Annotated in this window: 24 protein-coding genes and 1 riboswitch; of the genes, 2 read left to right on the plus strand and 22 right to left on the minus strand. The window is 47.7% G+C overall.

Features of this window, described 5'->3' with window-relative positions:
- Positions 1 to 68: 68 nt before the first annotated feature.
- From cmk to EKM92_RS00625, 4 genes are all read right to left on the minus strand, one after another.
- Entirely contained in the window at positions 69 to 731 is a 663-nt protein-coding gene (gene cmk / locus EKM92_RS00610) for a (d)CMP kinase (protein ID WP_125706852.1), read from the minus strand.
- A gap of 61 nt (positions 732 to 792) precedes the next feature.
- Complete coding sequence (locus EKM92_RS00615) at positions 793 to 1,404, minus strand: LysM peptidoglycan-binding domain-containing protein (protein WP_164509849.1); 612 nt, start codon at positions 1,402 to 1,404, stop codon at positions 793 to 795.
- A gap of 56 nt (positions 1,405 to 1,460) precedes the next feature.
- A complete protein-coding gene (locus EKM92_RS00620; RefSeq protein WP_125706856.1) occupies positions 1,461 to 2,873 on the minus strand; it encodes a RecQ family ATP-dependent DNA helicase in 1,413 nt (470 codons plus the stop codon).
- Positions 2,866 to 3,813: a helix-turn-helix domain-containing protein gene (locus EKM92_RS00625; protein WP_125706858.1), complete on the minus strand. Its 948-nt coding sequence runs from the start codon at positions 3,811 to 3,813 to the stop codon at positions 2,866 to 2,868. The genes EKM92_RS00620 and EKM92_RS00625 overlap by 8 nt, the downstream gene beginning before the upstream one ends.
- Positions 3,814 to 3,838: 25 nt before the next feature.
- Here EKM92_RS00625 and EKM92_RS00630 point away from each other — a divergent pair, with 25 nt between their 5' ends.
- Positions 3,839 to 4,090 carry a ferredoxin gene (locus EKM92_RS00630; protein ID WP_125706860.1) on the plus strand — a complete coding sequence of 84 codons (252 nt, stop codon included), beginning with the start codon at positions 3,839 to 3,841 and terminating at the stop codon, positions 4,088 to 4,090.
- A gap of 22 nt (positions 4,091 to 4,112) precedes the next feature.
- Here EKM92_RS00630 and EKM92_RS00635 read toward each other — a convergent pair whose 3' ends face one another.
- The 13 genes from EKM92_RS00635 to EKM92_RS00695 all read right to left on the minus strand — a co-directional run bounded on the left by EKM92_RS00635 (position 4,113) and on the right by EKM92_RS00695 (position 17,655).
- Positions 4,113 to 4,709, minus strand: coding sequence for an ECF transporter S component (locus tag EKM92_RS00635; protein ID WP_054715192.1), 597 nt, complete (start codon positions 4,707 to 4,709; stop codon positions 4,113 to 4,115).
- 96 nt (positions 4,710 to 4,805) lie between these two features.
- Positions 4,806 to 4,931: riboswitch (FMN riboswitch) on the minus strand.
- Positions 4,932 to 5,642: 711 nt separating this feature from the next.
- Entirely contained in the window at positions 5,643 to 6,386 is a 744-nt protein-coding gene (locus tag EKM92_RS00640) for a pseudouridine synthase (RefSeq protein WP_125706862.1), read from the minus strand.
- A complete protein-coding gene (gene scpB, locus EKM92_RS00645) occupies positions 6,379 to 6,945 on the minus strand; it encodes an SMC-Scp complex subunit ScpB (RefSeq protein ID WP_125706864.1) in 567 nt (188 codons plus the stop codon). Before scpB ends, EKM92_RS00640 begins: the two co-directional genes overlap by 8 nt.
- Entirely contained in the window at positions 6,945 to 7,667 is a 723-nt protein-coding gene (locus EKM92_RS00650) for a segregation and condensation protein A (RefSeq protein ID WP_125706866.1), read from the minus strand. The genes scpB and EKM92_RS00650 overlap by 1 nt, the downstream gene beginning before the upstream one ends.
- Positions 7,642 to 8,034 carry an N-acetyltransferase gene (locus EKM92_RS00655; protein WP_125706869.1) on the minus strand — a complete coding sequence of 131 codons (393 nt, stop codon included), beginning with the start codon at positions 8,032 to 8,034 and terminating at the stop codon, positions 7,642 to 7,644. Before EKM92_RS00655 ends, EKM92_RS00650 begins: the two co-directional genes overlap by 26 nt.
- A gap of 85 nt (positions 8,035 to 8,119) precedes the next feature.
- Entirely contained in the window at positions 8,120 to 9,001 is an 882-nt protein-coding gene (gene xerD, locus EKM92_RS00660; protein ID WP_125706871.1) for a site-specific tyrosine recombinase XerD, read from the minus strand.
- A gap of 9 nt (positions 9,002 to 9,010) precedes the next feature.
- Positions 9,011 to 9,868: a CvfB family protein gene (locus tag EKM92_RS00665; protein WP_125706873.1), complete on the minus strand. Its 858-nt coding sequence runs from the start codon at positions 9,866 to 9,868 to the stop codon at positions 9,011 to 9,013.
- Between the two features lie 10 nt (positions 9,869 to 9,878).
- Complete coding sequence (locus EKM92_RS00670) at positions 9,879 to 10,340, minus strand: DUF441 domain-containing protein (protein WP_125706875.1); 462 nt, start codon at positions 10,338 to 10,340, stop codon at positions 9,879 to 9,881.
- Positions 10,341 to 10,457: 117 nt separating this feature from the next.
- Positions 10,458 to 11,135, minus strand: coding sequence for a hypothetical protein (locus EKM92_RS00675; RefSeq protein WP_125706877.1), 678 nt, complete (start codon positions 11,133 to 11,135; stop codon positions 10,458 to 10,460).
- Positions 11,136 to 11,138: 3 nt separating this feature from the next.
- Positions 11,139 to 11,336 carry a helix-turn-helix transcriptional regulator gene (locus EKM92_RS00680; protein WP_125706879.1) on the minus strand — a complete coding sequence of 66 codons (198 nt, stop codon included), beginning with the start codon at positions 11,334 to 11,336 and terminating at the stop codon, positions 11,139 to 11,141.
- Between the two features lie 129 nt (positions 11,337 to 11,465).
- Complete coding sequence (gene pyk, locus EKM92_RS00685; RefSeq protein ID WP_125706881.1) at positions 11,466 to 13,229, minus strand: pyruvate kinase; 1,764 nt, start codon at positions 13,227 to 13,229, stop codon at positions 11,466 to 11,468.
- 60 nt (positions 13,230 to 13,289) lie between these two features.
- Positions 13,290 to 14,249 carry a 6-phosphofructokinase gene (pfkA, locus tag EKM92_RS00690; protein WP_125706883.1) on the minus strand — a complete coding sequence of 320 codons (960 nt, stop codon included), beginning with the start codon at positions 14,247 to 14,249 and terminating at the stop codon, positions 13,290 to 13,292.
- Between the two features lie 124 nt (positions 14,250 to 14,373).
- Positions 14,374 to 17,655, minus strand: coding sequence for a DNA polymerase III subunit alpha (locus EKM92_RS00695; RefSeq protein WP_125706885.1), 3,282 nt, complete (start codon positions 17,653 to 17,655; stop codon positions 14,374 to 14,376).
- Positions 17,656 to 17,741: 86 nt separating this feature from the next.
- Between EKM92_RS00695 and EKM92_RS00700 the strand changes: the two genes are divergently transcribed.
- A complete protein-coding gene (locus EKM92_RS00700) occupies positions 17,742 to 17,933 on the plus strand; it encodes a YjzD family protein (protein ID WP_125706887.1) in 192 nt (63 codons plus the stop codon).
- 84 nt (positions 17,934 to 18,017) lie between these two features.
- Here EKM92_RS00700 and EKM92_RS00705 read toward each other — a convergent pair whose 3' ends face one another.
- The 5 genes from EKM92_RS00705 to clpB form a co-directional block, all read right to left on the minus strand.
- Complete coding sequence (locus EKM92_RS00705; RefSeq protein ID WP_125706888.1) at positions 18,018 to 18,860, minus strand: hypothetical protein; 843 nt, start codon at positions 18,858 to 18,860, stop codon at positions 18,018 to 18,020.
- Between the two features lie 82 nt (positions 18,861 to 18,942).
- Positions 18,943 to 20,487 carry a bifunctional metallophosphatase/5'-nucleotidase gene (locus EKM92_RS00710; RefSeq protein ID WP_125706890.1) on the minus strand — a complete coding sequence of 515 codons (1,545 nt, stop codon included), beginning with the start codon at positions 20,485 to 20,487 and terminating at the stop codon, positions 18,943 to 18,945.
- A 1-nt stretch (position 20,488) separates the two neighbouring features.
- Positions 20,489 to 21,037, minus strand: a complete 549-nt coding sequence (locus EKM92_RS00715) for a DUF1836 domain-containing protein (protein WP_125706893.1) — start codon at positions 21,035 to 21,037, stop codon at positions 20,489 to 20,491.
- A gap of 794 nt (positions 21,038 to 21,831) precedes the next feature.
- Positions 21,832 to 22,017 (minus strand): 50S ribosomal protein L32, encoded by a 186-nt coding sequence (gene rpmF, locus EKM92_RS00720; protein WP_125706895.1) that lies wholly within the window; start codon positions 22,015 to 22,017, stop codon positions 21,832 to 21,834.
- A 170-nt stretch (positions 22,018 to 22,187) separates the two neighbouring features.
- Positions 22,188 to 24,794: an ATP-dependent chaperone ClpB gene (clpB, locus tag EKM92_RS00725; RefSeq protein ID WP_125706897.1), complete on the minus strand. Its 2,607-nt coding sequence runs from the start codon at positions 24,792 to 24,794 to the stop codon at positions 22,188 to 22,190.
- Between the last annotated feature and the right edge of the window lie 156 nt (positions 24,795 to 24,950).

Consider the following 24,950-nt stretch of genomic DNA (forward strand, 5'->3'; position numbering starts at 1 on the left):
TATACGACTGTCATACATTGTCTATTGTACATAACTCTCGTGAAAAATGCCAACTTTTTCGTTGAAAATCATGCAGAATGTTTGGGTACTAATGCAATGATCTCGGCGACTTCTTCGTCGATGGTCATTTTGGTGCTATCGATTTCCACTGCGTCTTCTGCTTTGCGCAATGGCGAGACTTTGCGGGTGGAATCTTTGCGATCGCGTTCGGCGATTTCTTCTTCTAATTTGGCGATCGGCGTCATGATCCCCTTTTCCACATTTTCTTTGTGGCGACGGACGGCACGCGCTTCAACAGAAGCAACCATGAAGACTTTCACTTCAGCATTTGGCAATACCGTTGTGCCAATGTCGCGGCCATCCATCACGATATCGTTCGATGCTGCAATATCGCGTTGGCGTTGGACCAAGTTTTCACGCACTTTTGGCAGCGCGGACACTTGCGACACGTTATTGGTGGTTTCTGGTTGGCGAATCGCTAACGTCACGTCAGTCCCGTTCATTAAGACTTTTTGACCGTCTTCGCTAGGCACAAAGCGAATGTCTAAGTCTTTGAGTTTGGCCATGATCGTCGCTTCATCGTCCAAATCAATGCCTAAACGCAACGCCATCACAGTCACTGTGCGATACATCGCGCCGGTGTCACAGTAGATATAGCCGAGCTTGTGGGCCACAAGTTTGGCGATGGTACTTTTTCCAGAGCCTGCTGGCCCGTCAATTGCAATTTGCATGATTGTATCCCTCTTTTACGTTTTCCCCAAAAAAATTGAGCCGTCGCCGACTCAACTGTGGTTACTGGTTTACTTTCAAGGTTTGGCCGGCGGAAATACTTGCACCGCTGGACATCCCATTGAGTTGCAATAATTCACTCAGCGTCATCCCGTGGTTAACGGCGATGCGATACAAGTTATCGCCAGCTTTAACAGTGTATGTCCCAGTTGCTGCTGTGCTGCTAGAGCTTGAGGCCACACTTGAACTGCTGCTTGCAACACTAGAGCTTGAAGCTGGTGTGCTGGAAGCGACACTGGATTCACTGCTGCTGGATTCAGAACTTGACGTCGAGCTGCTGGATTTTTTGCTACTTTCAGACTTTTTGCTCGATGAATGCGACTTGGCTTTCTTCGAAGTCGACGACACTGTGATCTTATCATTCGTGTAGTTATTGGCATTGGCTGAATTGTTTCGCAGCGCCTGCCACGTGACTGGAATAATGATCACCAATGCCAACGCCACCCATACCACGATTGCTAAAATGGAGCCGCCACGCTTTTTCTTGCGTGTCGCTACTCGCGATAAGTTACCGTTGTCATCGCGATCATCTTCAAATTGCTTATTCCATGGTTTGGTTTGGTCGGAAGCGTCTTGTTGGACTGGTTCCTCTTTATTGGTGGTTTTCTTGCGCAAACCGATCCCCCCTCACATACTGCAATTATTGTATCATATAAACTACTGAAAAGGTTTTAGAGTTCATTAAATAAACGGGCAAAATCTGATCGCCAGGTATTTTTTTGTGGTGTATGCCAAGTACTACCTGCTAACGCCTCAATTTGTGGCGATAACAACTCACCACAACATTGATCGTGGTGTGCAGTCGCTGGTGCATCAAAATAGTGTAACCACATTGCGCGCTTACAGCCACTGCTAGTTAGATACGTTGCCACTGCTTGGGCACTGGTGAGTTTTTCTGCTGCACGCTGAGCAAGCAGTTGCTGCACCTGTTGTTGTGAAAAGCCTGATTGCACATAAGCTTGCAATAACGCGATTTGTGGGTCATCAAAGTCGACATACGCATCAGGATGGGCGTAAATGGTTTTGATCAGTTGCGCATCAGGTAAACTTTGGGCAAATTGCGCCTGCCGACTGAGATCTCCTGGTGCCAATAACACCACACTGGCAGAATTTTTGCCGTCGCGACCAGCGCGGCCGATACCTTGAGAATAGGCTTCTAGCGATTCCGGGGCGTAAGTATACATCACCAAGCGCACATCAGCTTTGTCGATCCCCATCCCAAAGGCGCTGGTGGCACAGATCACTTGCAAATCGCCTGCCATAAAGCGTCGCTGGATCAGCTCTCGTTGTTGCGCGGATAACCCAGCATGGTAAAAATCTGCGGCAATGTCTTGAGCTTGCAGCGCCTTGGCCCAAGTTTCTGCTTGAACTTTCGCATCGAAATAGACGATCGTCGCGGCCTTCACTTGTTGAATCAACTGCATGCCGACTTGTTGTTTATCTGCAGGACTGGCCACTTGATTAACGCCGAGAAAAATGTTCGGACGATCCACACTTGAAATCACCAATTCCGGTGCTTGTAAATGCAGTTGCGACACGATTTCCTCTTGCACTCGCTTTGGAGCCGTTGCCGTCAGCGCTAAACAACTGCGTGGATTTAAACGTTGGATTGCTTCGCCTAACCGCAGATACGCCGGGCGAAAATCTGGTCCCCATTGCGCAATACAATGGGCTTCATCGATCACCAAACAACTGATCGATAACTCACTTAACCGTGCCAGCACGTCTGGTCGCATCAAAGTCTCTGGGGCCACAAATAAAAATTTTGCTTGATCTAAATGCCGCAGCAACCATTGAAAATCCGGTGGCGTCAACCGAGAAGACAAGGTCACCACTTGTTTTTGGCCAGCGTTTTGCAATCGCGCGACTTGATCATCCATTAATGCCAGCAATGGTTCCACGACCACACAAAGACCTGGCATCACCAATGCCGGTAATTGATAACATAGCGTTTTACCACTGCCAGTCGGCAAAATTCCTAAGGCATCACGACCATCAAGAACGGCTTGTACCAAAGCTTTTTGTCCAGGACGGAAGTGGTCGAAGCCAAAATAATCTTGAAGCAAGCTGTCAAGTTTATCCATGTGGCCACCTCCCTTGTAAACTCAGAATTTGAAATAAGCGGATCTCAAAGAAATCACTGTTAGGAATTTGTGCCAGCAAGGTTTGATAGTGAGTTTGCGGATTCACATCACTTAAGGCTCGCGTCATCGCTTCAGGGTAAATTTGCGGTAATGGTAAATCGGCACCAAAAATCACCGCCGTCAATAAATGTTCATTGATTGTTGAAGGCTTCAACTGCAACCGCCGGGCAGCTTGTTCGCGGGTGGCGCCTTGTTGGATCATTTGCAAGGCGAGATATTGGGTTTTAGTCCCCAGTGGTTTACGCCCACCCCACAAACGTTGCCAACTTGGCGCAGCGCCTTGATCAATGATTGCAATCAATTGCGACAGAGCTTGAAGCTGTTGCCATTCATTAAATTCTCCGCTGCCCACAAATTCATGCCCGATCACACCACTGAGCAATATTTCCGCAGTTACATCGCCAAGGCCTTCAAGCAAGGTTTTCAATTCTGCAATTGCCGTTTCAACGTTGACCGTTTGCCACCACTGCCGCAGTTGTTGTTGCAGCGCCCAATCTTGTGTGACTGGGCGATAACGGGCGTTATGAAAACTTGCTTCTGATAGCATTTGCACCGCCAAGTGAAATTTCGCCTCAAAAGCCTGCACACCCATCCAAGGCTGATAGGCATCAGGCAAATCGACCGCCGGTTGTTGCTTTTGATCACCTGCAATCAACCCATCGTCAACGTTGACCAGTTGATGCCCAGCCAGCAAGTGGTCAATCGCCGCTTGAAAATCACGGCGCGACAGCGTAGGGTACAAGTGAAGCCATTGCAATTGGTGATGTTGCAACGCCGCAAATAACACTGACAAGGTCTTTTTCCCTGTCAATAACAGGTACACACTGGTGGCACGCCGCGGTTGATCATCAAAGAATTGTAACAGGAAATCATCTAACATGTACTCACCACCTTGGAGGGAATCTATGCATCCATTATACGCGCAGGTGGACCGCGACGCATGTATTGCGTGCGGCCTTTGCCAAATGCTCGCCCCAGAATTATTCGATTACGATGAAAATGGGATCGCCAGCTACACCCCAGATCACAACTCTGGCTCTCAGCCGTTGACCCCAGCACAAGCAATTTTATTCAAAAAAGCATTCAGTCGCTGTCCCACTGGCGCGATTCAACACGCTGACCAACCTTTTGAACCCAAAGAAAAACCACGCCGTTAAAGCGTGGTTTATTTTTTTACATTTAGTGCATTTGTTGCATCCGCTGGGCTTGGATCGCTTGTTGCTTATCCAACCAAGGCATCAAAGCTTTGGCTAAAGCGAAGAACACAACCGATACCACAACGCCTTTGATCAAGTTGAATGGGACGACCCCGATCAACACATATTTGGTGGTAGACATCCCTAGTTGGAAATTCATCACCGCTAAGTACATCGGCATGATCGCCACTAAATTCAAAATACTCATGATCACCGTCAATGAAATCGTACCACCAGCAAGGCCAGCGATTTGACGCCCTAAGGAGTTCTTAGATTTCATCAACATCACCACTGGATACATGAAGCCGACACTGGCAATGAAGCTTGCCAAGTCGCCGACTAAGTTGACGATCCCAGCACCAGTCATCAAAAAGTGTAACAGCGAGCGGACAAAGGCGACTGCGATCCCGCCAACCGGCCCATACAATAAGCCCCCGAGCAATACCGTGAGATCGGATAAGTCGAGTTTCAAAAACGGAAACATCGGCAAAATCGAAAACTCAAGAAACATTTGCAAAATAAAACCCACAGCAGACAACAACGCAATGCCAACTAGGCGATGCACCTTAGAACCAGACATAGAACATTCCTCCATGTTGGTCGCTTCAGAAGAGCCTAAAAAGGCCTGTTTACCCAAGGGCAAACAGGCCTTATTTGAATGTTAGGATTCAATAAGCCCCATCTTCTTTTATCTAGACTTTAACTATCGGTCAAGGAATCACACCTTACTCAACCGCGCACAAGCACGGGTCGCGGACTGTTACCGCCGGTCGGGAATTTCACCCTGCCCCTGAAGACGAACCAGTATATTTAATTACAATTGCATTGTAACCTCTTACAGATTCACTTGTCAACAGTAAGTTAGAAAAGTTGATCTTGGGCTCCGATAACTTGGCGTCACTGCGGTGAATTGGACAAGTTGCCAGTGCGGCCGTCTGGAGAAATCGGCAAAGCCCGCCGATGTTACGGGTCTTCGACGCAAATTGAACCGGAGAAGATCACTCCGTTTCAATTTTTGCCGGTAAAATCTGCGCGAAACGCCACAAACTGGCGTTTCGCTTGATTTCACTCCCAAAGTTGTTCAATTCACCTCCGTTCTGCCAAATCATCTCCACCCACAGCTTTTCTTCGTTGGTATGACTCACCTACAAATCAAGTACGCAAACATTGCAACCTTGATCATCAGATTGAATATAACAACATCACGTGTTTTGTAGCCATCAGATAACAGTGGTTTACGTATTGGAAGTGATTTGAAATGGGGACGGAAGCTGGCCGCCGCTACATGGTGAGATTCTCGTTAGCGGTTTACCGCTTACGAGAAACCGCAGGTCGAAATCCGGCGAGTGGGGAGCGTAGCGAGACAGCTCGGCTAGTTCGGCCGAGGACCCTCACCATGTAGCGGCGAGCCAGCTGGAGTCCCCATTTCAAATCACTGGAACGCAGCCGCCTGACACTGTCGAACAGTGATCATACAAAAAAGCCAAGACAATGAATTGTCTTGACTAATGGGTTAACGTAAGTCTTCGCCTTTAGCTAACTTACGCAAGGCATCGACTTCACGTGGCTTCATCGGGCGATAGTCGCCAGGTTGTAAGCCATCTAACGTCAACGGACCGTATTGTGGTCGGGATAACTTGATCACTGGGAAACCGACTGCTTTTAACATGTTTTTAACTTGGTGGTTGACCCCTTGGTGAATGGTCAATTCCACGATTGCTGTTTTCTTGGCTTTGTCACTAGAAATAATGTTGTAGCGCGCTGGGGCTAACTTCTTGCCGTCAAGTTTCATCCCTTTGCGCAATGGGTCTAAAGCGGCGCGGTTGGGAATGCCTTGCACTTTGGCAATGTAATGTTTTTCGATTTTAAACTTTGGGTGCATCAATTGATTGGCGAATTCCCCGTCGTTGGTCATGATCAACAAACCGCTAGTATCATAATCCAAGCGGCCGACAGGATATAAGCGTTCTGGAACGTCTTCAAAATAATCCGTCACCACTTTACGCTTTTTATCATCGGTAACGGCAGTGATCACGCCGCGTGGTTTGTAAAATAAGTAATGGCGAGCGATCGGCTTGGATAATGGAACGCCGTCGACTAAGACTTCATCTTTTGATGAGACTTTCACACCCATTTCGGTGACCACTTGGCCGTTGACTTCCACGTGACCTTTAGCGATCAATTCTTCTGCATGCCGGCGTGAAGCCACCCCAGCGTTAGCGATCGCTTTTTGTAAGCGAACGAGTTCTTCATTCATGTGTTTCTCCTTCTAACGCCGCATTGAAATCAAACAAATCAATTTCACTTGGGGCGGTATGTTCATCCAGCGGTGGCAGATCTTTTAAGGTTTTTAACCCAAAGTAATCTAAAAATAATGGCGTCGTCGCATATAAAATCGGACGCCCAGGTGCTTCTTTGCGCCCAGCTTCTTTAACCAGTTGGCGACTGGCCAAAGTCGTCAGCGACCCACTTGATTGCACCCCGCGCACTTCATCAATTTCAATGCGCGTGATCGGCTGTTGATACGCAATGATTGCCAACACTTCAAGAGCTGCTTGCGACAAGCCTTGCGCTGGTGGCCCAGCAAAATATTTCCGCAACGCGTCTGCGTACTCAGGCTTGGTCAACAAGTAGTATCGCTCACCACTTTGGCGGATGAATAAGCCAGCGTTGTCATCTTCAGCTAACGTTTGTTGATAAGCTTCAAGTTGCTGGCGCATGGCAGCAGTGCTGATGCCTAAGATCCCAGCAAAATCTTGCAATTCAACGCCAGCAGTGCCGGCAGTATATAAAACTGCTTCGATCACACCTTGCATCAAGCCGCCTCCTTCAACGTCACTGTGATCGGCGCAAACGGTTCAGCTTGCGCGCAATCCACTTGGTCATTTTTCATCAATTCTAAAATCGCTAAAAAGGTGGTCACCACCCCATCGACTGAATGCTCTGCTAATAAGTCTTCAAACAAACATTGATGGGACTGGCTGAGTTGTTTCATCACTGCGCCGATCCGTTCAGTCAACGAAATCGGCTCTGCTTCAATATGGGCAATGGTTTTCGCCGTGGCCAGTTGATTGGCAACGACAGCACTCATCGCTTTGACTAAATCCCGCAACTTCACCGCCCCAGGCGCCATCGGCACTGCCAAGTCGCTATCAGGCATCGTCGGGTCTTTGGCAAAAGACTGCGCACGTTGCGTTTCGCGAGTTTGTAATTGCTTGGCTGCGGCTTGATACATTTGATAGGTCAGCAGTTGACTGACTAAGTCGGCGCGAGGATCGACATATTCGTCGTCATCGACGTCGATTTCTGGTTGCGGCAACAACAATTGACTTTTCAACGCCATCAAACTTGCAGCCATGACAAAATAATCACCAGCCACATCTAGGCTTAACTCTTGCATTTGATGCAAGTAGTCAAGGTATTGGCTAGTGATCTCAGCGATCGGAATGTCATAAATATCGACTTCATTGGTGCGGATCAAATGCCATAACAGATCCAGCGGCCCAGAAAAGTCATCTAGCACTAAGGTCAGTGCCATCTTGTTCCTCTTTTCTAAACGTGTTGAACTTCGCAACTAAGCTGGCGGTTTCCATGGATCCCATCAATTTCTGATCAGGATACAACGCCACCAAATCACTTAAAGCTGCAAATTGCGTTTTTTCGTCGCGCACAGCCGGAGATAACGACAAGTGCCGCAACATCACAAAATCGTTGGCGGATTCCACGCCGACCACGCCTTCAAAGTCCGCGTCACGATCTTCGCGGTATAAATATAAAACATGAGTGGGATCTTCAGTATAGAGTTTTAACTCCGTTTGCAAATGACTCATGTCTTTAAGATCAGGGATGAACGATAAAAAGCCCATGGCGATCTTGGCATAATCTTGCTTAAATTTCGTCAGCATCATAGCCTCCAGATTAATGACTCTCAGAAGCTACTGTACCATATCCGCAAATTAAGGACAAATTTACCTGCTCATGCCATTGCCCTTATCCGCGTGGATGGGCCTTATGATACACCGCAACGAGATGCGAATTATCCAAATGCGTATAAATTTGCGTGGTGGAAATGTCGCTATGCCCTAAAAGTTCTTGCACCACCCTGAGATCCGCGCCATTGGCTAACAAATTCGTCGCAAAACTATGCCGCAAAGTGTGCGGGGTGACATTTTTTTCAATGCCTAACGCATCGATGTACGCTTTGAGATTTTTCCAAATGCCTTGACGGGTCAGTTGATGACCGTGGAAATTGACGAAAACAACAGCGGGTTGATCTTGCTTGATCAACCGTGGTCGCGCTGTGTTTAAATATTCTTGCACCCATTCGACGGCTTGTGGGCTGATCGGCACGATCCGCTCTTTGTCGCCTTTACCAGTGACTTGCAGTAAGTTCAATGTTAAATGCAATTGTTCAAGCCGCAAGTTCACCACTTCAGAAACCCGCAGTCCAGTCGCATACATTAATTCAAAAATCGCCCGATCGCGCAATCCCAAAGGCTTCGCCACATTCGGTGCTGCCATTAAGCGGTCGATTTCATTGCCAGAAAGCGTGGCTGGCAAATGTTGCGCAGGCTTTGGTGAGGCAACTAACGTCATCGGATCTTGATCGATCACCGACTCGCGCAACAAGTAGCGATAAAACTTCCGCATTGCCGAGATCATTCGACTCATCGAACTCGCCGCTTTATTGGAGGTTTGGACCCGCAAAAATTCTTGAATCACGCTGAGTTCAACGGGGAATTCTGTTAATTGTTCAGCTTCCAACCACGCTGCAAATTCACGTAAGTCTTGTTGATAACTGGTTTGCGTCGTCGCTGCCAGCCCACGTTCAACATCTAAATAATGGACAAAATCAGCAATTAATTGCTCCATTTTTGACCTCTATTTCAATAATTCAGTGACGCCATCATGCTCTTTGATCTTCTTGGCTTTCAACAAATTCCCTAAGGCGCGCTTGAAGGCCCCTTTGCTGATGCCAAACGCCAACTTGATGGCTTCAGGATCAGATTTGTCGGTGAAAGCGATGGTCCCATCTTCAGAATGTTCCAACACAGCCAGGATCATCGCTGCATCATCAGAAATGGCTTCAAAAGCACGTGGCTTCAAGCTCAAGTTCAATTCACCATTAGGCCGCACACCGATCACGCGGGCATGGACCACTTCACCAAGGCGTGGTTCGATATCGCGTTCGCTAGGATGAATGAACCCTAAGACATAATCATCGGTGACCACATGGGTGCCTGCCATTTTCAAGCGGTAAACCGTTGCAGTGACATCGGCATTCATTTGACTTTGTTTACCGATGTTGGAAACGGCTTTGATCATGTCAACATCTGCTAACTTACCCCAAAGCCGATGCTTTTTATCGATAGTCAATGCGACCATCAACTTATCGCCGCGAGCCGGCCACAAGCGGCTGAGTTCAGGCAGTTGATCAAGCGATACCACGATATCTTTATCTGGCAAGCCAATGTTCACGAAAACGCCGAGATCATGGCGCACTTCCACCACTGTCGCCCAAGCAAAATGATCATGGCCGACCTTCGGCACATTGGTGGTCATTTTCGCATCGCCATGCTGATTTTCATAAACAAAGCCGTGGACCTCGGTACCAGTTTCAGGGATCTTGTCAAATTCTGCGGGGTCGATGGCGAAGGTGTCGCCTTGATATTGTGCAAAAACATTTTTATCATTGTGATCACTGACGGTGGCCGTCAGGATCTGTCCATTTAACTTCATGTTGTTCTCCTTAATGTTGCGGGATCAAATTAAAAACCGTCAAAATCACGTAAGTCATACCGCTTGCGATCACCGGTCCCGCTGCGATCCCACGCAACAACACGACCCCCATGATCGTTCCAAACACTAACGCGACAGTCATTTCCGGACTTTGTGCCAGCAAGCCCACGCCTTTAGCAGATAACACCGCGACCAACACACCCATGGCGATGGCGACCCACCCTGCAGGCTCTCGCAGAACTTTCAATAATTCTTTAAAGCCGATCTCCCCTGTGGCGATCGGTACCATGATCGCAGCTGAGATCACCGTCACGCCCCAGTTGATGCCTTGACTTTGCAAGGTTTTCAACAGCGGTTGCAACGGCGGCAAAGCTTTTAAGATCATCACAAACCCAACACCGATCATCAAAGAGCGATTTTTAGCCAAAGTCGCAATTAAGAAGATGCCGGCAAGAAATACCCAACTTTCCATTGGTGCCTCCTTAAAAAACTCGTCTTTGTCTACTTTACCTGAATCTTTGTCTTAATCATAGTCTTTTCGGCGAATTATGTTAACTTGTTGAATCAAAAAAGCCGGCGCCAGCCAGCTTTAGTGAAACCATGACAGATACACCCATAATCCTAACCACGCCCAAGCAGCGATCCAATACCAACGCTTAGGAGTTTGGATCAATGACAATCCAGCTAACGGTAAGCCTGCGAGGACAAAATTTCCGATCGTCGTCATCACTGGTGTGCGAATAGTGCCCACATGAGCACGAAGCCATAACGTGATCACCAACAAGATCACCCAAACCAGTGCAAGTCCCGCTTGCAACTTAGTGAAAGGAAGGCGTTGATCGATTTGCATCACTTTAAACCATGCAAGTCCCGCTAAGCTGCTCCAAGCAATCGCCATCAGCCAAATCAAGGCCCCGAATTGCACTTGATCATGTGCAAAAATCACATCAGCGATCCCACGTTGATAACTATCATAAATGTCAAACCACTGCTCAACTGCCGTCCAAGAAAACACACCAGCAAATAATATCAGCAGGTTGCCGCGTTGTTGGCCTAAATAAATATCTTGCAAGATCTCGTAGCCAACCAAACTCATTAATACGGCAGTCAACGGTAATGCGATCATCAAGGTCTCATCAACAAACAGCGCATGCCCGACTAAAACTTGGACACTTATAATGGAAAGAAAAATCACGACTAACGCAATAAACGCCCCAAACACCCCGTGCAGTAGCAATTGTCGCTGCCGCTCATCCAATTGTCGCATCGCTTATTCCTCCCAAAATAAATCATCCAAAGTACAGTCCAGCACTTTACAAATCGTGATGCATAATTGCACCGTGGGATTATAATTCCCTTTTTCAATGGCGCCGATGGTTTGCCGCGTCACCCCTGCACGCGCTGCGAGGTCCTCTTGGGTGAGATCTTTGGCCGCGCGAGCTGCCCGTAATTTAAGATTTTTTGCCAAACGCTCACCTTCCAGTACGTTAAACATAACAGTCATCATGTTAAGTATAGTTTACATCCGACCCAACAAAAAAACCAGTACTCAACGAATTGAGTACTGGTTCTTTTCGTCACACGATGTAATTAGAAATTACAGGGTGTTAGTAGCGCCTTTGTAGACGATACCACGACGGGAATCAACGGTGATCACTTGACCATCGGTGATGGCATCCATAGCGCCGGCAGCGCCGACAACAACTGGGATACCCATAGCGATACCAACAACAGCAGCGTGGCTAGTCAAACCGCCATTTTCGACAACTAAAGCAGCTGCCTTTTCGATGGCTGGTAAGTAGTCTTTGTCGGTAGTCTTAACGACAAGGATGTCGCCTTTGCTCATCTTAGAAGCAGCTTCATCAGCGTTGCTTGCTAAGACAGCCTTACCAACAGTGGATTCGTCGCCAACACCAGAGCCTTCAACCAGCTTGGAGCCGATCAATTGCGCCTTCATGACGTTAGTGGTACCAGTTTCACCAACTGGAACACCGGCAGTGATCAAGATCAAGTCGCCTTCTTGAGCAAAGCCTAATTCGACAGCCTTCTTAGTGGCTAATTCGAACATTGCATCAGTTGAGTCTGGCTTGTCAGCAACGATTGGGAAGACACCCCAGTTAACCGTCAAGCCGCGACGAGTCTTGTCATCAAAAGTGATGGCAAGGATGTCAGCCTTAGGACGGTACTTGGAGATCATGCGGGCAGTGAAGCCGGATTCAGTCGCAGCAACGATGGTCTTAACGCCAAGGTTACGTGCAGTGTGGGCAACAGATTGGCCAACAGCTTCCGTAACGTTTTCTTTGTTAGCGAATGACTTCAAAGCGTAAGTGTCGCTGTTTTGCATTGCGTTTTCGGCGTATTCGTCGATACGAGCCATAGCAGCAACAGATTCTACTGGGTAATCCCCGTTAGCAGATTCGCCAGAAAGCATGGTTGCATCAGTACCATCAAAGACGGCGTTAGCAACGTCAGAAACTTCGGCACGCGTTGGGCGTGGGTTTTCTTGCATGGAATCAAGCATTTGAGTAGCGGTGATAACTGGCTTACCAGCAGCGTTGGCCTTCTTGATCATGGTCTTTTGAACGAGTGGCACTTGTTCGAATGGAATTTCGACACCCATGTCACCACGAGGAACCATCAAACCATCGGAAACTTTCAAGACAGCATCGAAGTTGTCGATACCTTCTTGGGATTCGATCTTAGGGAAGATTTGGACGTTAAGGGCGTCTTTTTCTTCGAGCAATTCGCGAATGTCCAAGATATCTTGAGGCTTACGAACGAAGGATGCGGCGATGAAGTTGATACCGTGGTCCAAACCGAAGCGGATGTCAGAAGCATCCTTTTCAGTGATACCAGGCAAGTTGATGCCGACACCAGGGGCGTTGACACCTTTACGGGAGCCAAGCATCCCACCGTTTTCAACTTCGACAACCAATTCACGGTTGGCTTCGTCTTTTTCGGTGATCAACGTGTCGATCAAACCATCATCAAACAGAACGTGGCCACCAACATGAGTATCGTCATACAAGCCAGGGTAAGTAACGGCGATCTTTTCAGGGGTGCCTTCAATAGAGTCATCCATGGAAATACGCATTACATCACCAGTGTGTAATTCGAACTTCTTGCCCTTTTGGACAGTGGTACGAATTTCAGCACCTTTGGTATCAAGCATGATCCCGACAGTCTTGCCAGTGATCTTTTCTGCTTCATGCACCATGTTTAAACGGGATAAATGTTCTTCATGGTCACCATGAGAAAAGTTAAACCGGAAAACGTTAGCCCCCGCTTCGATCAACTTAACGATGATATCAGTACTGTTAGATGCAGGTCCAAGCGTGCTAACGATCTTGGTTTTTTTCATAAAAGAAATCGCTCCTTTGACAATTTTTTTAAAATGACTGGACGTCAGTTTAAACAGAAATTAGATAGACAAGTCATGAGCCAGATCATAAAGATCTAATTGGGCTTCATGCTTGGCGTCGAATAGGTCAAGCATATTGTGGTTGACCAACTTGTTGTTTTGGATACCGACTGCTAAGCCGCCTTTGCCAGCAAGCAGCAAATCAACGGCGTAGGCACCCATTTCAGAAGCAAGGACACGGTCGCGGGCAGTTGGAGAACCACCACGAACCACGTGACCTAAAACAGTGGAACGTAACTGGAAGTCGCCATAAGCGGATAATTCCTTGGCGAATTCGTCAGCGTGCATCACACCTTCAGCTAAGACGATGACCGCATGCTTTTGACCAGCTTCACGAGAAGCACGGAGCTTTTCAGCCACTTTCTTCACGTCAAAGTCATGTTCTGGGATGATGACATCAGAAGCAGCCCCTGCAACACCTGCCCATAAGGCGATATCGCCGGCGCCACGGCCCATTACTTCAACGACGAAGGTGCGTTCGTGAGAAGCAGCAGTATCTTGCAAACGGTCGATGGCTTCAACCACAGTGTTGACAGAAGTGTCAAAGCCGATAGTGAAGTCTGTGTAAGGAATATCGTTATCGATCGTGCCTGGCAAGCCGATGGCGTTGTAGCCATGTTCAGTCAAGCGCAGGGCACCATGATAAGAACCGTCACCGCCGATGACAACCAAAGCTTCGATCCCGAACTTGTTCAATTGTTCGATCCCTTTGAGTTGGCCTTCTTCTTGGGCAAATTCAGGGTAACGAGCGGAGTAAAGCATCGTGCCGCCGCGTTTGATCGTGTCGTTGACAGATTGTGCTGTCATTTGGAAAATGTCACCAGCCACTAAGCCAGCAAAACCATAATTGATCCCAAATACTTCCAAGCCTTCGTGCATTGCTTTGCGAGCAACGGCACGGATCGCAGCGTTCATACCAGGGGCGTCGCCACCGCTGGTCATAATCCCAATGCGTTTCATCATTTCACCTCATGCATAATCTTTTTAAGATCAATGACTTGATCTCAAATACTCATTCATCTTAACACTTTTCAGAAATCGTGTCGCCTAAAAACACGCTTTTATCTAGATTTTCACCAGCTTGTCATTTTTCTTGCAACACAACGTTGGCTGAACCCAGCTGTTTTTGCAGTTCTTGCAGCAATTGCGAGTCCCCGTTCACCCAGAATTTTTCGGCTAATTGGGTCACTTGGCGGTGTGGTTGTTGCACCAAAATCACCGGAATGCGGCCATGAGCGCCGCTTAATGTTTTCAGCAAATTTCTTTGATCACTGAAATTTTCAGGCAATTGTAAGAATAACTTGGCTTTCGGCAATTGCGAAAGCGCATCATCCCCGAGTTGCACGGTATCCGCTAAAACTTGCAGGCCATCACGAGATTCGATTTTCCCAGATACCACGATCACTTGACCGGCACTGAGTTCTGGCAAGCGTTGAAAAACCTGGGGGAAAACCGTGACGCTGGTGCTCCCAGTGCCATCTTGCCCGTCAATAAACGCCATGGCCTGACCTTTTTTAGTGCGGATCGACTTAATGCGCCGCACCACTAGCACTGTAGTCACGCGACTGTTGACTTCAAAGTCCGCCACTGCGGTCAGTGATTGAAACGTCTTTAAGGCTTTGACATAACGATCGACAGGATGACCAGATAAATACACCCCAAGCACCGCTGCTTCTTGATCAAGGCGTTCGACTGGTGAGAAATCTGGAACATCGACGGCTTTAGGTGCCAACACTGCAAACAATTCCATATTATTCCCAGATAAGGCGATGCTTTGAATCAATTCATCAAGGTTGGCCAAGGTCTTGGCGCGGTTGTGGTCGAAACTATCAAACGCCCCAGCATAAACTAACGGCGCAAACGTTTCTTTCTTCAACCATTTCGCATCCAGGCGCGATAAACAATCACGCAGATCTTTGAACGGCCCATTTTTGCGCGCAGTGAGGATGGCTTCGACAAAATCGCGACGGACGCCTTTGATCGTGCTGAGGCCAAAGCGAATCCCTTGTTGTTGCAACGTGAAATAGCGGGCACTTTGATTGATGTCTGGGCCATACAGTGGCACTTGGCGATCTTTGAGCTCTTGGACATAGATCCGCAATTTCTCCGTATTGCTCAAGCTAGTATTCATCAACGCCGCAAAAAATGCGGTCGGAAAGTGACACTTCAAATACGCTAACCAAAAGGCGATCATCGAATACGCCACCGCGTGACTGCGGTTGAAGCCATAATTGGCAAACCGATCGATATAGTCATACACCGTTTCTGCCACTTCTACCGAATACCCTTTGGCTTGGGCCCCAGCTAAGAAACGTGCCCGTTCTTCTTTTAGCACCGCTTGTTTTTTCTTACTCATTGCCCGCCGCAGCAAGTCGGCTTCACCTAAGCTAAAGCCACCCATGGCATTGGCCACTTGCATGACTTGTTCTTGGTAAACCAAGATCCCATAAGTGGGCTTTAAGATCGGCTCTAGCGCAGGCGCTGCATACGTAATCGGCTCAGTACCTTGTTTTCTGGCGATAAAGTGATCGATGTTTTCCATTGGACCGGGACGATACAAAGCGTTGGTGGCCACCACATCTTCAAAGCTAGTGGGCTTGAGGTTGCGCAAGACGCGCCGAATGCCACTAGATTCAAATTGGAAAACGCCATTAGTATCGCCGCGGGCAAATAATTGCAAAGTTTGTTCATCATCTAAAGCAATGGTCTTGGGATCAAAAGGTTTGCCAGTGAGTTTCTCCACCCAAAAACTAGCCGTCGCTAAAATGCTTAAATTCCGCAGCCCTAAGAAGTCCATTTTCAACAAGCCAAGCGCTTCAACATCCCCCATCGGCACTTGCGTTTGGGCAATGCCGTCGCCACCAGTTTGCAACGCAACGGTATCAGTCAATGGCTCTTGCGCAAGCACGATCCCAGCAGCATGCGTGGAGTCGTGGCGCGGTAAGCCTTCTAAGGCAACCGCTGTAGCAAATAATTGTTGATTTTGATCAGAGTCTGACACTAAGTTCCGCAACGGTTGTGATTGATCGTAGGCAGTTTTTAAATCGATGTGGAAAACACTTGGAATCGCAGCACTCCATTTGTTGCTTTCAAATTGACTGAGGCCAAAGACTCTGGCGACGTCGCGCAACGCTTGCTTCGCCCCAAACGTCCCGAAAGTAATGATCTGCGCCATGTGGTCATCGCCATAACGTTGATGCACATATTCGATCAATTCTTGGCGGCGGTTATCAGGAATATCCAAATCGATATCTGGCATTTGCGCTCGGGCGGGATTTAGGAAACGTTCAAATAACAAATGATATTTGATCGGATCGACTTCAGTGATCGCCAGCGCCCAAGCAACTAACGCACCAGCCGCAGATCCTCGTCCTGGTCCAGTCATAATGTTGACTTGATGGGCGTGATTCATCACATCCCATACCACCAAGAAATAATCAGCAAATCCCATTTCGGTGATCACGCCAAGTTCATAGTCTAAACGCTTGGTGTAATCATTGGGCACCGCTTGTTGACCAAAGCGTGATTGTAAGCCTTTGGTGGCCAGTTGTTTTAAGTATGTTGGAGCATCTAGTCCATTTGGCGTATCAAAATGCGGCAACTGTGGTTGTTTGAATTGAATGGTGACATCCGCTTGAGCGGCGATTTTTTCCGTTTGTTGAACTGCCGCTTCTAAGCCGGCATCGATAAAAGGTTGCGCCGCAGTGTCAGGTGGCATCAACCACTGTGTCCCTGGATCCATTAAAGTGGGATCGCGTAAATTTAATGGTGTACCGGCACCGATGGCTTGTAAGACTTTTTGATTAAAGGCATCATTAGGTTCGATGTAATTGACATCGCCAAGGGCAACAATCGGTAATTGCCGAGCTTTGGCAAACGCAGGCAACTCCGAGGTCAACTCTTGGACCCGCAACCCTATATTCAGTTGGGCTGGTGACTTCGCTTGAAGAGCGCCAAGCAAGTCGTCACCACTTCCCCACACATCCCGAAAGCCTGGTGTCAACAAATAAGCCCCAGAAACGATCACCGCTAATCCACTGAATTCAGGTAATGTGGCTAATTTCACTGGGTCGCTGGCGAGTTTAATGTAGGAGCTGATTTTCAATAATTGATGATACCCCACGTCGGTTTGGGCGATCACCACCAGTTCAGCGTCAGCAATTTGAATGGTCAAACCGATTAATGGTTTGATCCCAGCGGCTTTGGCTTGGCGATAAAAGTCGACGCTACCATATAACACATTGACGTCAGTTAACGCCAAAGCTTGATAACCACGGGCTTTAGCTGTATCGACTAACGCCTTGATGGTGATGGGACTTTGCAAAAGCGAAAAGCTACTTTTGACTTGCAGTTGTGTGAATGACATCTTTTCACCTCTAGAGACATTGTACCTGATTCTGCTTGCAAAATCTTGAACCGGTGTTAAGATTGAGAAATGAAAAGAGGGATCATATGCGCTATCTTGCAACTATTTTTTGGGGAGCAATCCTCGGCCAAGTCGTTGGCTTTTTGATCGGTGCGTTAAACTCCGCCCCATACGATCCAAAGACTAGCCTGATCATCAGCGTGATCTTTGCCATTATCCTTTGTGTGTTACCACCAATCATGAAGGCAAATGACCCAACTGCTAAAAGTGAACATTAAAAAATAACCGCCAGCTGGCGGTTATTTTTTTGCGCTTCAAAACAAAAACACTCAGCCTTGTCAGACTGAGCGTTCCTCAATGAACTATTTGGTGATGTAGATATACAAATCACTGGTGGATAAGCCGATATTGAACTTCACACCGTTGCTAGTGATCGTGTCGATGGTCGTCGACCCGCTACCAGCATCTTTAATGGCTTTGGTGAAGGCTTTGCCGACTTTTTTAGCATCAGCACCAGTGGCGTTAGCAATCAGGCCAAATTGGGTGCCAAAGTCAGTTTTTGCTTTTTTGTTCTTCAACGCTTTGACCGACACGACATCAGTGATGGCGATCAATTGCCCGTTTTGGACATTCATCCGCAACTTGCCACCATTGGTCGACAACACTTGCTTCAACCCATCAACGCTAGTCGGCAATTGACTGGATTTCGTCGCTTGTTGCGCTTTGGCCATGGCTGCTTGCAAGGCTTGTTGTTGCTTGGCATAAGCGACTTTTTGCGCTGGGGTCATTGCCGCCACAGCACTGGCACCACTTTTTTGGGCAGCGGCTAATTGCGTTTGCACATCTTTAGGTAAGGCCATGGCGACAATGGCTTGATTATACTTTGTTGAAATCGTCTTGTAGTCGCCGATCGCCTTGGCGGCTTTGACAGTGACCGTCTTTTTTTGACCGTCAGCACTGAGTTTCACGGTTTGTTTTTGGTGGCTCATTGGCACCGTCACCACATAAGAGCCGGAGTTCACTTTGCTGGTGCCGTTGCCAGTCGGTGCTTGATATTTCACCGTTTTGCTACTGGCTTCGCCTTTGATCACAGCGACCATGCCAGTCGCTTTGTAAGTGGTTTTGGAAGTGGTCAGTTGCTTGCCGCAAGCACTTAAACCAAGCAATGCGGACATCGCAATGGCCAAAAATGCGATTTTTTTCATGTGTAAACACCTTTCATCTCGTCAATCTGAATTCCACCTTACACTTGTCAATGAAAGTTTTCAATTCAAATGTGACTAGGTGTCACATTTTGGTGACCACCTGAAAATTATTGTCCACGGTGGCATCGATTTGCGGATGTGCGCGTAAATAATCAGCGATCAGCTCAGTCATATCTTTTTGATTTTCGCGGATCACTTTACTTTGACCAAACATCGCAAAATTCCCCCCGCCACCAGCACGGTATTGGTTGGCCACTACTTCATACTCGGCGTCAGGAGTAACTGGTTGCCCATGATAAGTTAAATTCACCACCCGCTGGCCGACTGGACGGCTGATGTCTAAGACATAATCGATGCCTTGGTACATGTCGTAATTATAATGTTGCGGCTTGGGGTGGATAAATCGCGGAGTGACTTTCAACTTCCCGGCATCATCTAACGAGAAATATTCCGCATTTTGTTCTAACGCAGCTTTCAAATCTGCACCAGATAATTTCAACACCGCTAACGTATTGGGATAAACATAATTAGTCACCACATCGCGCATGGTGATCGTTTGATTGAAGCCGCGGCCATCGTTAGTGAACAATGCCGTCCCGGAAATATCGGCACCAGTGGCAGCCATTTGCACTTTGTTGATAAATTCGATGTACGCCGACTCGTGAATGCGGGCCTGCCAAGCAGAATGTAGCGACATATCGCCGTTGACATGGCCAAGTGGTGAATCTAACCAATCTTCAACTGCCGCATTCGTGGTTGCAACTGCCGCTTCCACTGACGAGTCAGGCATAGCCTGCGCAGTTTTTAACAGTTGGGCATCACCTTTGACCACTTGCCAACCAGCTGCAGTCGCTTCTAGCGTCAACGTAATTTGCCCGACATTGGCGCCGCGATAGCCTGGTTGTGTGACTGGCACGCCATTGACAACACCAGCAAGTTCACGATGTTGATGGCCAGTGACTAAGGCGTCGACCCCTGGGATCTGTGTCAATTGATAACCGACATTTTCACCAGTGATTTTTTCAGTGGGTTTCCCTGTTTCCAAATCACGTTCGAACCCACCGTGATAAGTAATTACGACCACGTCCGCCAATTCATGAAGTTTTGGGACCCAAGTTTTGGCCACATCGACAGCATTGGCAAATTCAAGGCCTTCAATGTTCGTCGGCGTTTCCCAATGTGGAATATAGCTGGTGGTCAGCCCCAGTACGGCGACTCTCACCCCAGCTTTCTCAAAGACTTGATAAGCGCGACCAAAAGCAGGCTTGCCATCGCGTAAAATGTTCGCACACAGAATTGGATAATTCAGTTGCGCGATCGCCTTGCTTAAGTATTTGGCGCCATAGTTAAATTCATGGTTTCCTAACACCCCAGCATCATAACCAACGGCATTATACGCATCGGTCAACTTGCTAACATCATTGGCAATACGCGCGGCATAATAGGCAAGTGGTGACCCTTGCAACCAATCCCCGTTGTCGATAGTCAAAGTCGCGGCGTCTTGATGTTGCGCCAACACCGTTGCGGCACGAGTCAACCCAAAAGGCAACGCTTGATCACGTTTCGCATAGTTGGTTGGTAACACAAACCCATGGGTATCGCTCGTCGATAAAATTGTCAGTTGCATATTAACCCTTCTTTTTTGAAGTGGGTGCAGGGGCAACGGCATTGGCCATCGACTCCACCAATAGTTTTTCCAGTACGGCATTGATCGATAAGCTGACCATCGCCGATTGAATGTTCGTGGTGTCTTGTTTGTTGACTTGATTGATGGTGACTTCACCAGTGAAATCAGAGTTGGCTTGTTGCACCGCGGCAATAAATGCCAAAATAAACGCATCAAACGCTTGCGCCGGTTGGCGATCTACCAATTGATAATTGATGCCACTGGCAATGGTGTCCAAGGAAAATACTGGCTTCAACATCGCGATCACTAAAATGTTAGCAAGCTGGGCACGTTGATATTTCTTTTTTAATGGGGCTTTGATGACCCCTTTTTTGACATAGTTGTTGACCATCGTTGCTGTCAAGGCGTCCAGGCCTAATGGCACGATAGCATCGTTGACGAATTGCACCACTTGATCCATATACAGATCAAATTGCGGCAGATCCGACCAACGCGGTAAACGGGCTTGTTGTAGTTTCGCTAAATAAGTTTGAAATTGCGGTTCAGACATATGATCACCCTCCGCATTGAGTATACCATGACAGCTAGTGTTTGAAACTACTTGTCTCATGAAACTCTGCCAAAAACACACAAAGGCCGCGAAGCTAGGTTCAGTTTCGTGGCCTTCTGGCTTTAACGCCGATTCAATTACGTTTTAGCAGTTCAGCAATATCAAGTGCGTATCTGCGTCGCCTTGGCTTATTGGACCTCGACCACGTTCGGGACTAATCAGCAATGCATTGGCCTTTCGTCACACAGGCGTCACTTTCTTCCTATGTCGCCATAGGGAACTCGACCCGGTGTCACTGGTTTGAACCCCACTGGGGCCCTTCAGTACCGGTACTCTGATACGAGAGATCCAACGTTGCACAACAACCAAACGTAAAAGTCGCTGTGGCGCTGCGGGTCTGTCTCATTCGGTTTGCGGGGCACTTCCCCCCGTTGCAAAGTAATACTGGTAGCCGGCGCTAGGCTACCCCTTTCTCCTCGGTCCAATGATAGATTAGCATGGCAACAATTTAATTGCAAGCGATTGCATCTTCTTGTTACGTAACAGAATTGTAGGCGTTTTTCTGTTACGTAACAAGGGTTAAAATTTTTGTTTGAAGATTTGTGATCAGGTATCGTCGTGCTTTGAAAAACAGCGTCGCGTGATTCAAAACAACGCCCCTGCAGTTAGCTACGCATGAACCTTAAAGCCAAAAACCAGGCTTTAAGGTTCATGCTAGGCTACCCTCGGGGCTAAAAGCGTTTTGAATCACGCTGGGCACAAAAAAATACCAACCGCTTGGCTGGTATTTTTGATTAAGCGTTCGCGTTGTCGCTTTTAACCACTTGGGCACCTTTGTAGTAACCCTTTGGAGATACGTGGTGAGAAACGCGATATTCGCCGGTCGTGGCATCAAATTGTAAGTTAGGAACGTTCAACTTGATGTGGCCGCGGCGCATACGCTTTTTAGTCTTAGATGTTCTGCGTGCTGGAACTGCCATGGCGGAAAACCCCTTTGTATTAGATTTCTTTTCTACTATACCGGACTAGCCGAAATTTGCAAGACAAAATTCAGCTTCCGATGCATTGGATAGTATGAGACTATCACAGCAACATTTATCTTACTAGAAAATGGCCGTCAAGGCAAGACCTTAACAGCACATTTTCAACATTACGCCTCATCTGCCGGATTTTCGGTGCTGGAGAAGGTCAATTCCCCCCCATCGACGCCTAAGGTCACAGTGCTATTTGGCAAAATGTCCCCGGCGATCAATTGCTTGGCTAATGGCGTTTCCACGGCATTGGTGATCAGGCGTTGCAGTGGCCGCGCCCCATAAGCAGGTTCATACCCTTTATCGGCTAACCACTCTTGAGCCGCTGGCGTCACAGATAAGGTAATGTCTTGCTCTTGCAAACGTGCATTCAAGTGCTCGAGATCTTTCATGACAATTTTTTCAATGTCAGCCAATTGCAATGGGTTGAACATGATGATGTCATCGATACGGTTCAAGAATTCTGGCTTGAAGTGACTTTGGATCATGGTCATCACTTGTTGGCGCCGTTCATCGGTGATTTTTCCATCTTGTTGCATGCCATCAAGTAAGGCTTCTGAACCGAGGTTTGAGGTCATGATGATGATCGTATTTTTAAAGTTGACGGTGCGACCTTGACTATCAGTCAAGCGACCATCATCAAGAACTTGCAACAAAATGTTAAACACATCAGGATGGGCTTTTTCAATTTCATCGAGCAAGACGATGGTATACGGATTACGCCGCACGGCTTCAGTCAACTGTCCGCCTTCTTCATAGCCGACATAACCAGGAGCTGCACCGACTAAACGCGATACCGAGATCTTATCCATATACTCAGACATATCGATACGGACCATGTGCTTTTCAGAATCAAATAAGTCGTCAGCAAGCGTTTTTGCAAGTTCCGTTTTCCCAACACCAGTAGGGCCGAGGAATAAGAAACTCCCTAATGGGCGACTCGGATCTTGCAGGCCTGCGCGTGAACGCAATACCGCATCAGCAACAGCTTGCACCGCAGTATCTTGGCCAATGACGCGTTCATGCAAGTTGTCGGCTAAATGGATCAACTTATCGCGATCGCCTTGGACTAATTTCGCCACTGGAATGCCAGTTTGCCGAGAAATCACTGCCGCGATTTCTTGTTCAGTGACGGATTCTTGGACTAACCAAGCTTCTGGACGATCAGCTTTTTCTAAGTCTTTGAGTTCTTGTTGCAGCTGTGGAATGGTGCCATGTTGCAAGCGAGCTGCCGCTTCCAAATCATATTTGGCTTGGGCATCTTCGAGTTCATGTTTGGCTTTGTCGATTTCCGCTTTCTTGGCGTTAACCGCATTGATATCTTTTTTCTCAGCGTCCCATTGGGCTTTGAGGCGGTTAGTTTCCTCTTTCAAGTCGGCGAGTTCATGTTGGAGTTGTTCCAAGCGCTTCGCTGACGCCGGATCAGTTTCTTTAGATAAAGCTTGCGCTTCGATTTCTAATTGCATTTGTCGGCGTTCGGCAACATCAAGTTCCGTTGGCCGAGAATTCATTTCCACATTAATGTTGGCACTGGCTTCATCGACTAAATCGATCGCTTTATCAGGTAAAAAGCGGTCTGTGATATAGCGGTCAGAAAGCGTCGCCGCAGCGACTAACGCGGCATCATGGATCCGCACACCATGGAAAATTTCAAACCGTTCCTTCAACCCGCGCAAAATCGAAATTGTATCTTCGACAGTTGGCTCTTGCACCAACACTTTTTGGAAACGGCGTTCTAAGGCTTTATCTTTTTCAATGTTTTCACGGTATTCATCTAAGGTGGTGGCACCAATCAAATGCAGTTCGCCACGCGCGAGCATTGGCTTGAGCAGGTTGCCAGCATCCATGGCGCCTTCTGCTTTCCCAGCACCGACAATGGTGTGGATCTCATCGATGAACAACAAGATCTGACCTTCAGATTTTTGGACTTCTTTTAATACCGCTTTGAAGCGCTCTTCAAATTCACCGCGGTATTTCGCCCCGGCGAGCAAACTCCCCATATCAAGTGAGATGATGGTTTTATCTTTAAGGTTGTCTGGGACGTCTTGGCGGACGATCCGTTGGGCTAAACCTTCAACGATGGCGGTTTTCCCGACGCCAGGTTCGCCGATCAACACTGGATTGTTTTTAGTTTTCCGCGACAAAATGCGGATCACGTTGCGAATTTCTTCATCACGACCGATAATCGGATCCATTTTCCCAGAGCGCGCTTGTTGCACCAGGTCTGTGCCGTATTTCTTCAAGCTTTGATAATTGTTCTCTGCGTTTTTGCTGGTGACTTTGGCGCCGCCACGGAGTTTTTCAACCACTTGACGAAGCTTCTTTTCAGTGACGCCGTTATCGGTTAAGTACTTGGTGATTGCAGAATACTTTTGATCAAACAAGGCCAATACCACCGCTTCAGTGGCGATGTACTCATCCCCAAGCTCTCCGCGAATGCGATCGGCAGCTTGCATCAATTGATACAAGTTTTGACTCATGTTTTGACCATATTGGGTATTACCTTCGACCACCGGTTCATCGTCCAAAGCTTTGTCGATTGTGGCGTTCAACCCGTCAATGTTAAGGCCGGCTTCTTGAAAGACTTGGGTGGCAAACGTGTTAGGCTGCACCAAACTCTTAAATAATTCAGGAATATCGATGTCTTGGTGGTGGCGTACTTGGGCAATTTGTTGCGCTTGGGCGATCGCTTCAGTGACCGCTTGGGTGAATTTATCTGGATTCATCACGTTGCTCCTTTACTGTTTTTGGATGCTTTTATTATACCAAGAATTCATTGGTCAATAAAGGTCAAAGACAGTCTTTTTGCTTCTGCCTACGACTGATTTTTGCCTCCGTCGTAAGGCTGAGCGCATTAAAAAAGACCAAAGCATACGCTTCAG

Source organism: Lacticaseibacillus porcinae (assembly GCF_003946305.1).
Taxonomy (GTDB): domain Bacteria; phylum Bacillota; class Bacilli; order Lactobacillales; family Lactobacillaceae; genus Lacticaseibacillus; species Lacticaseibacillus porcinae.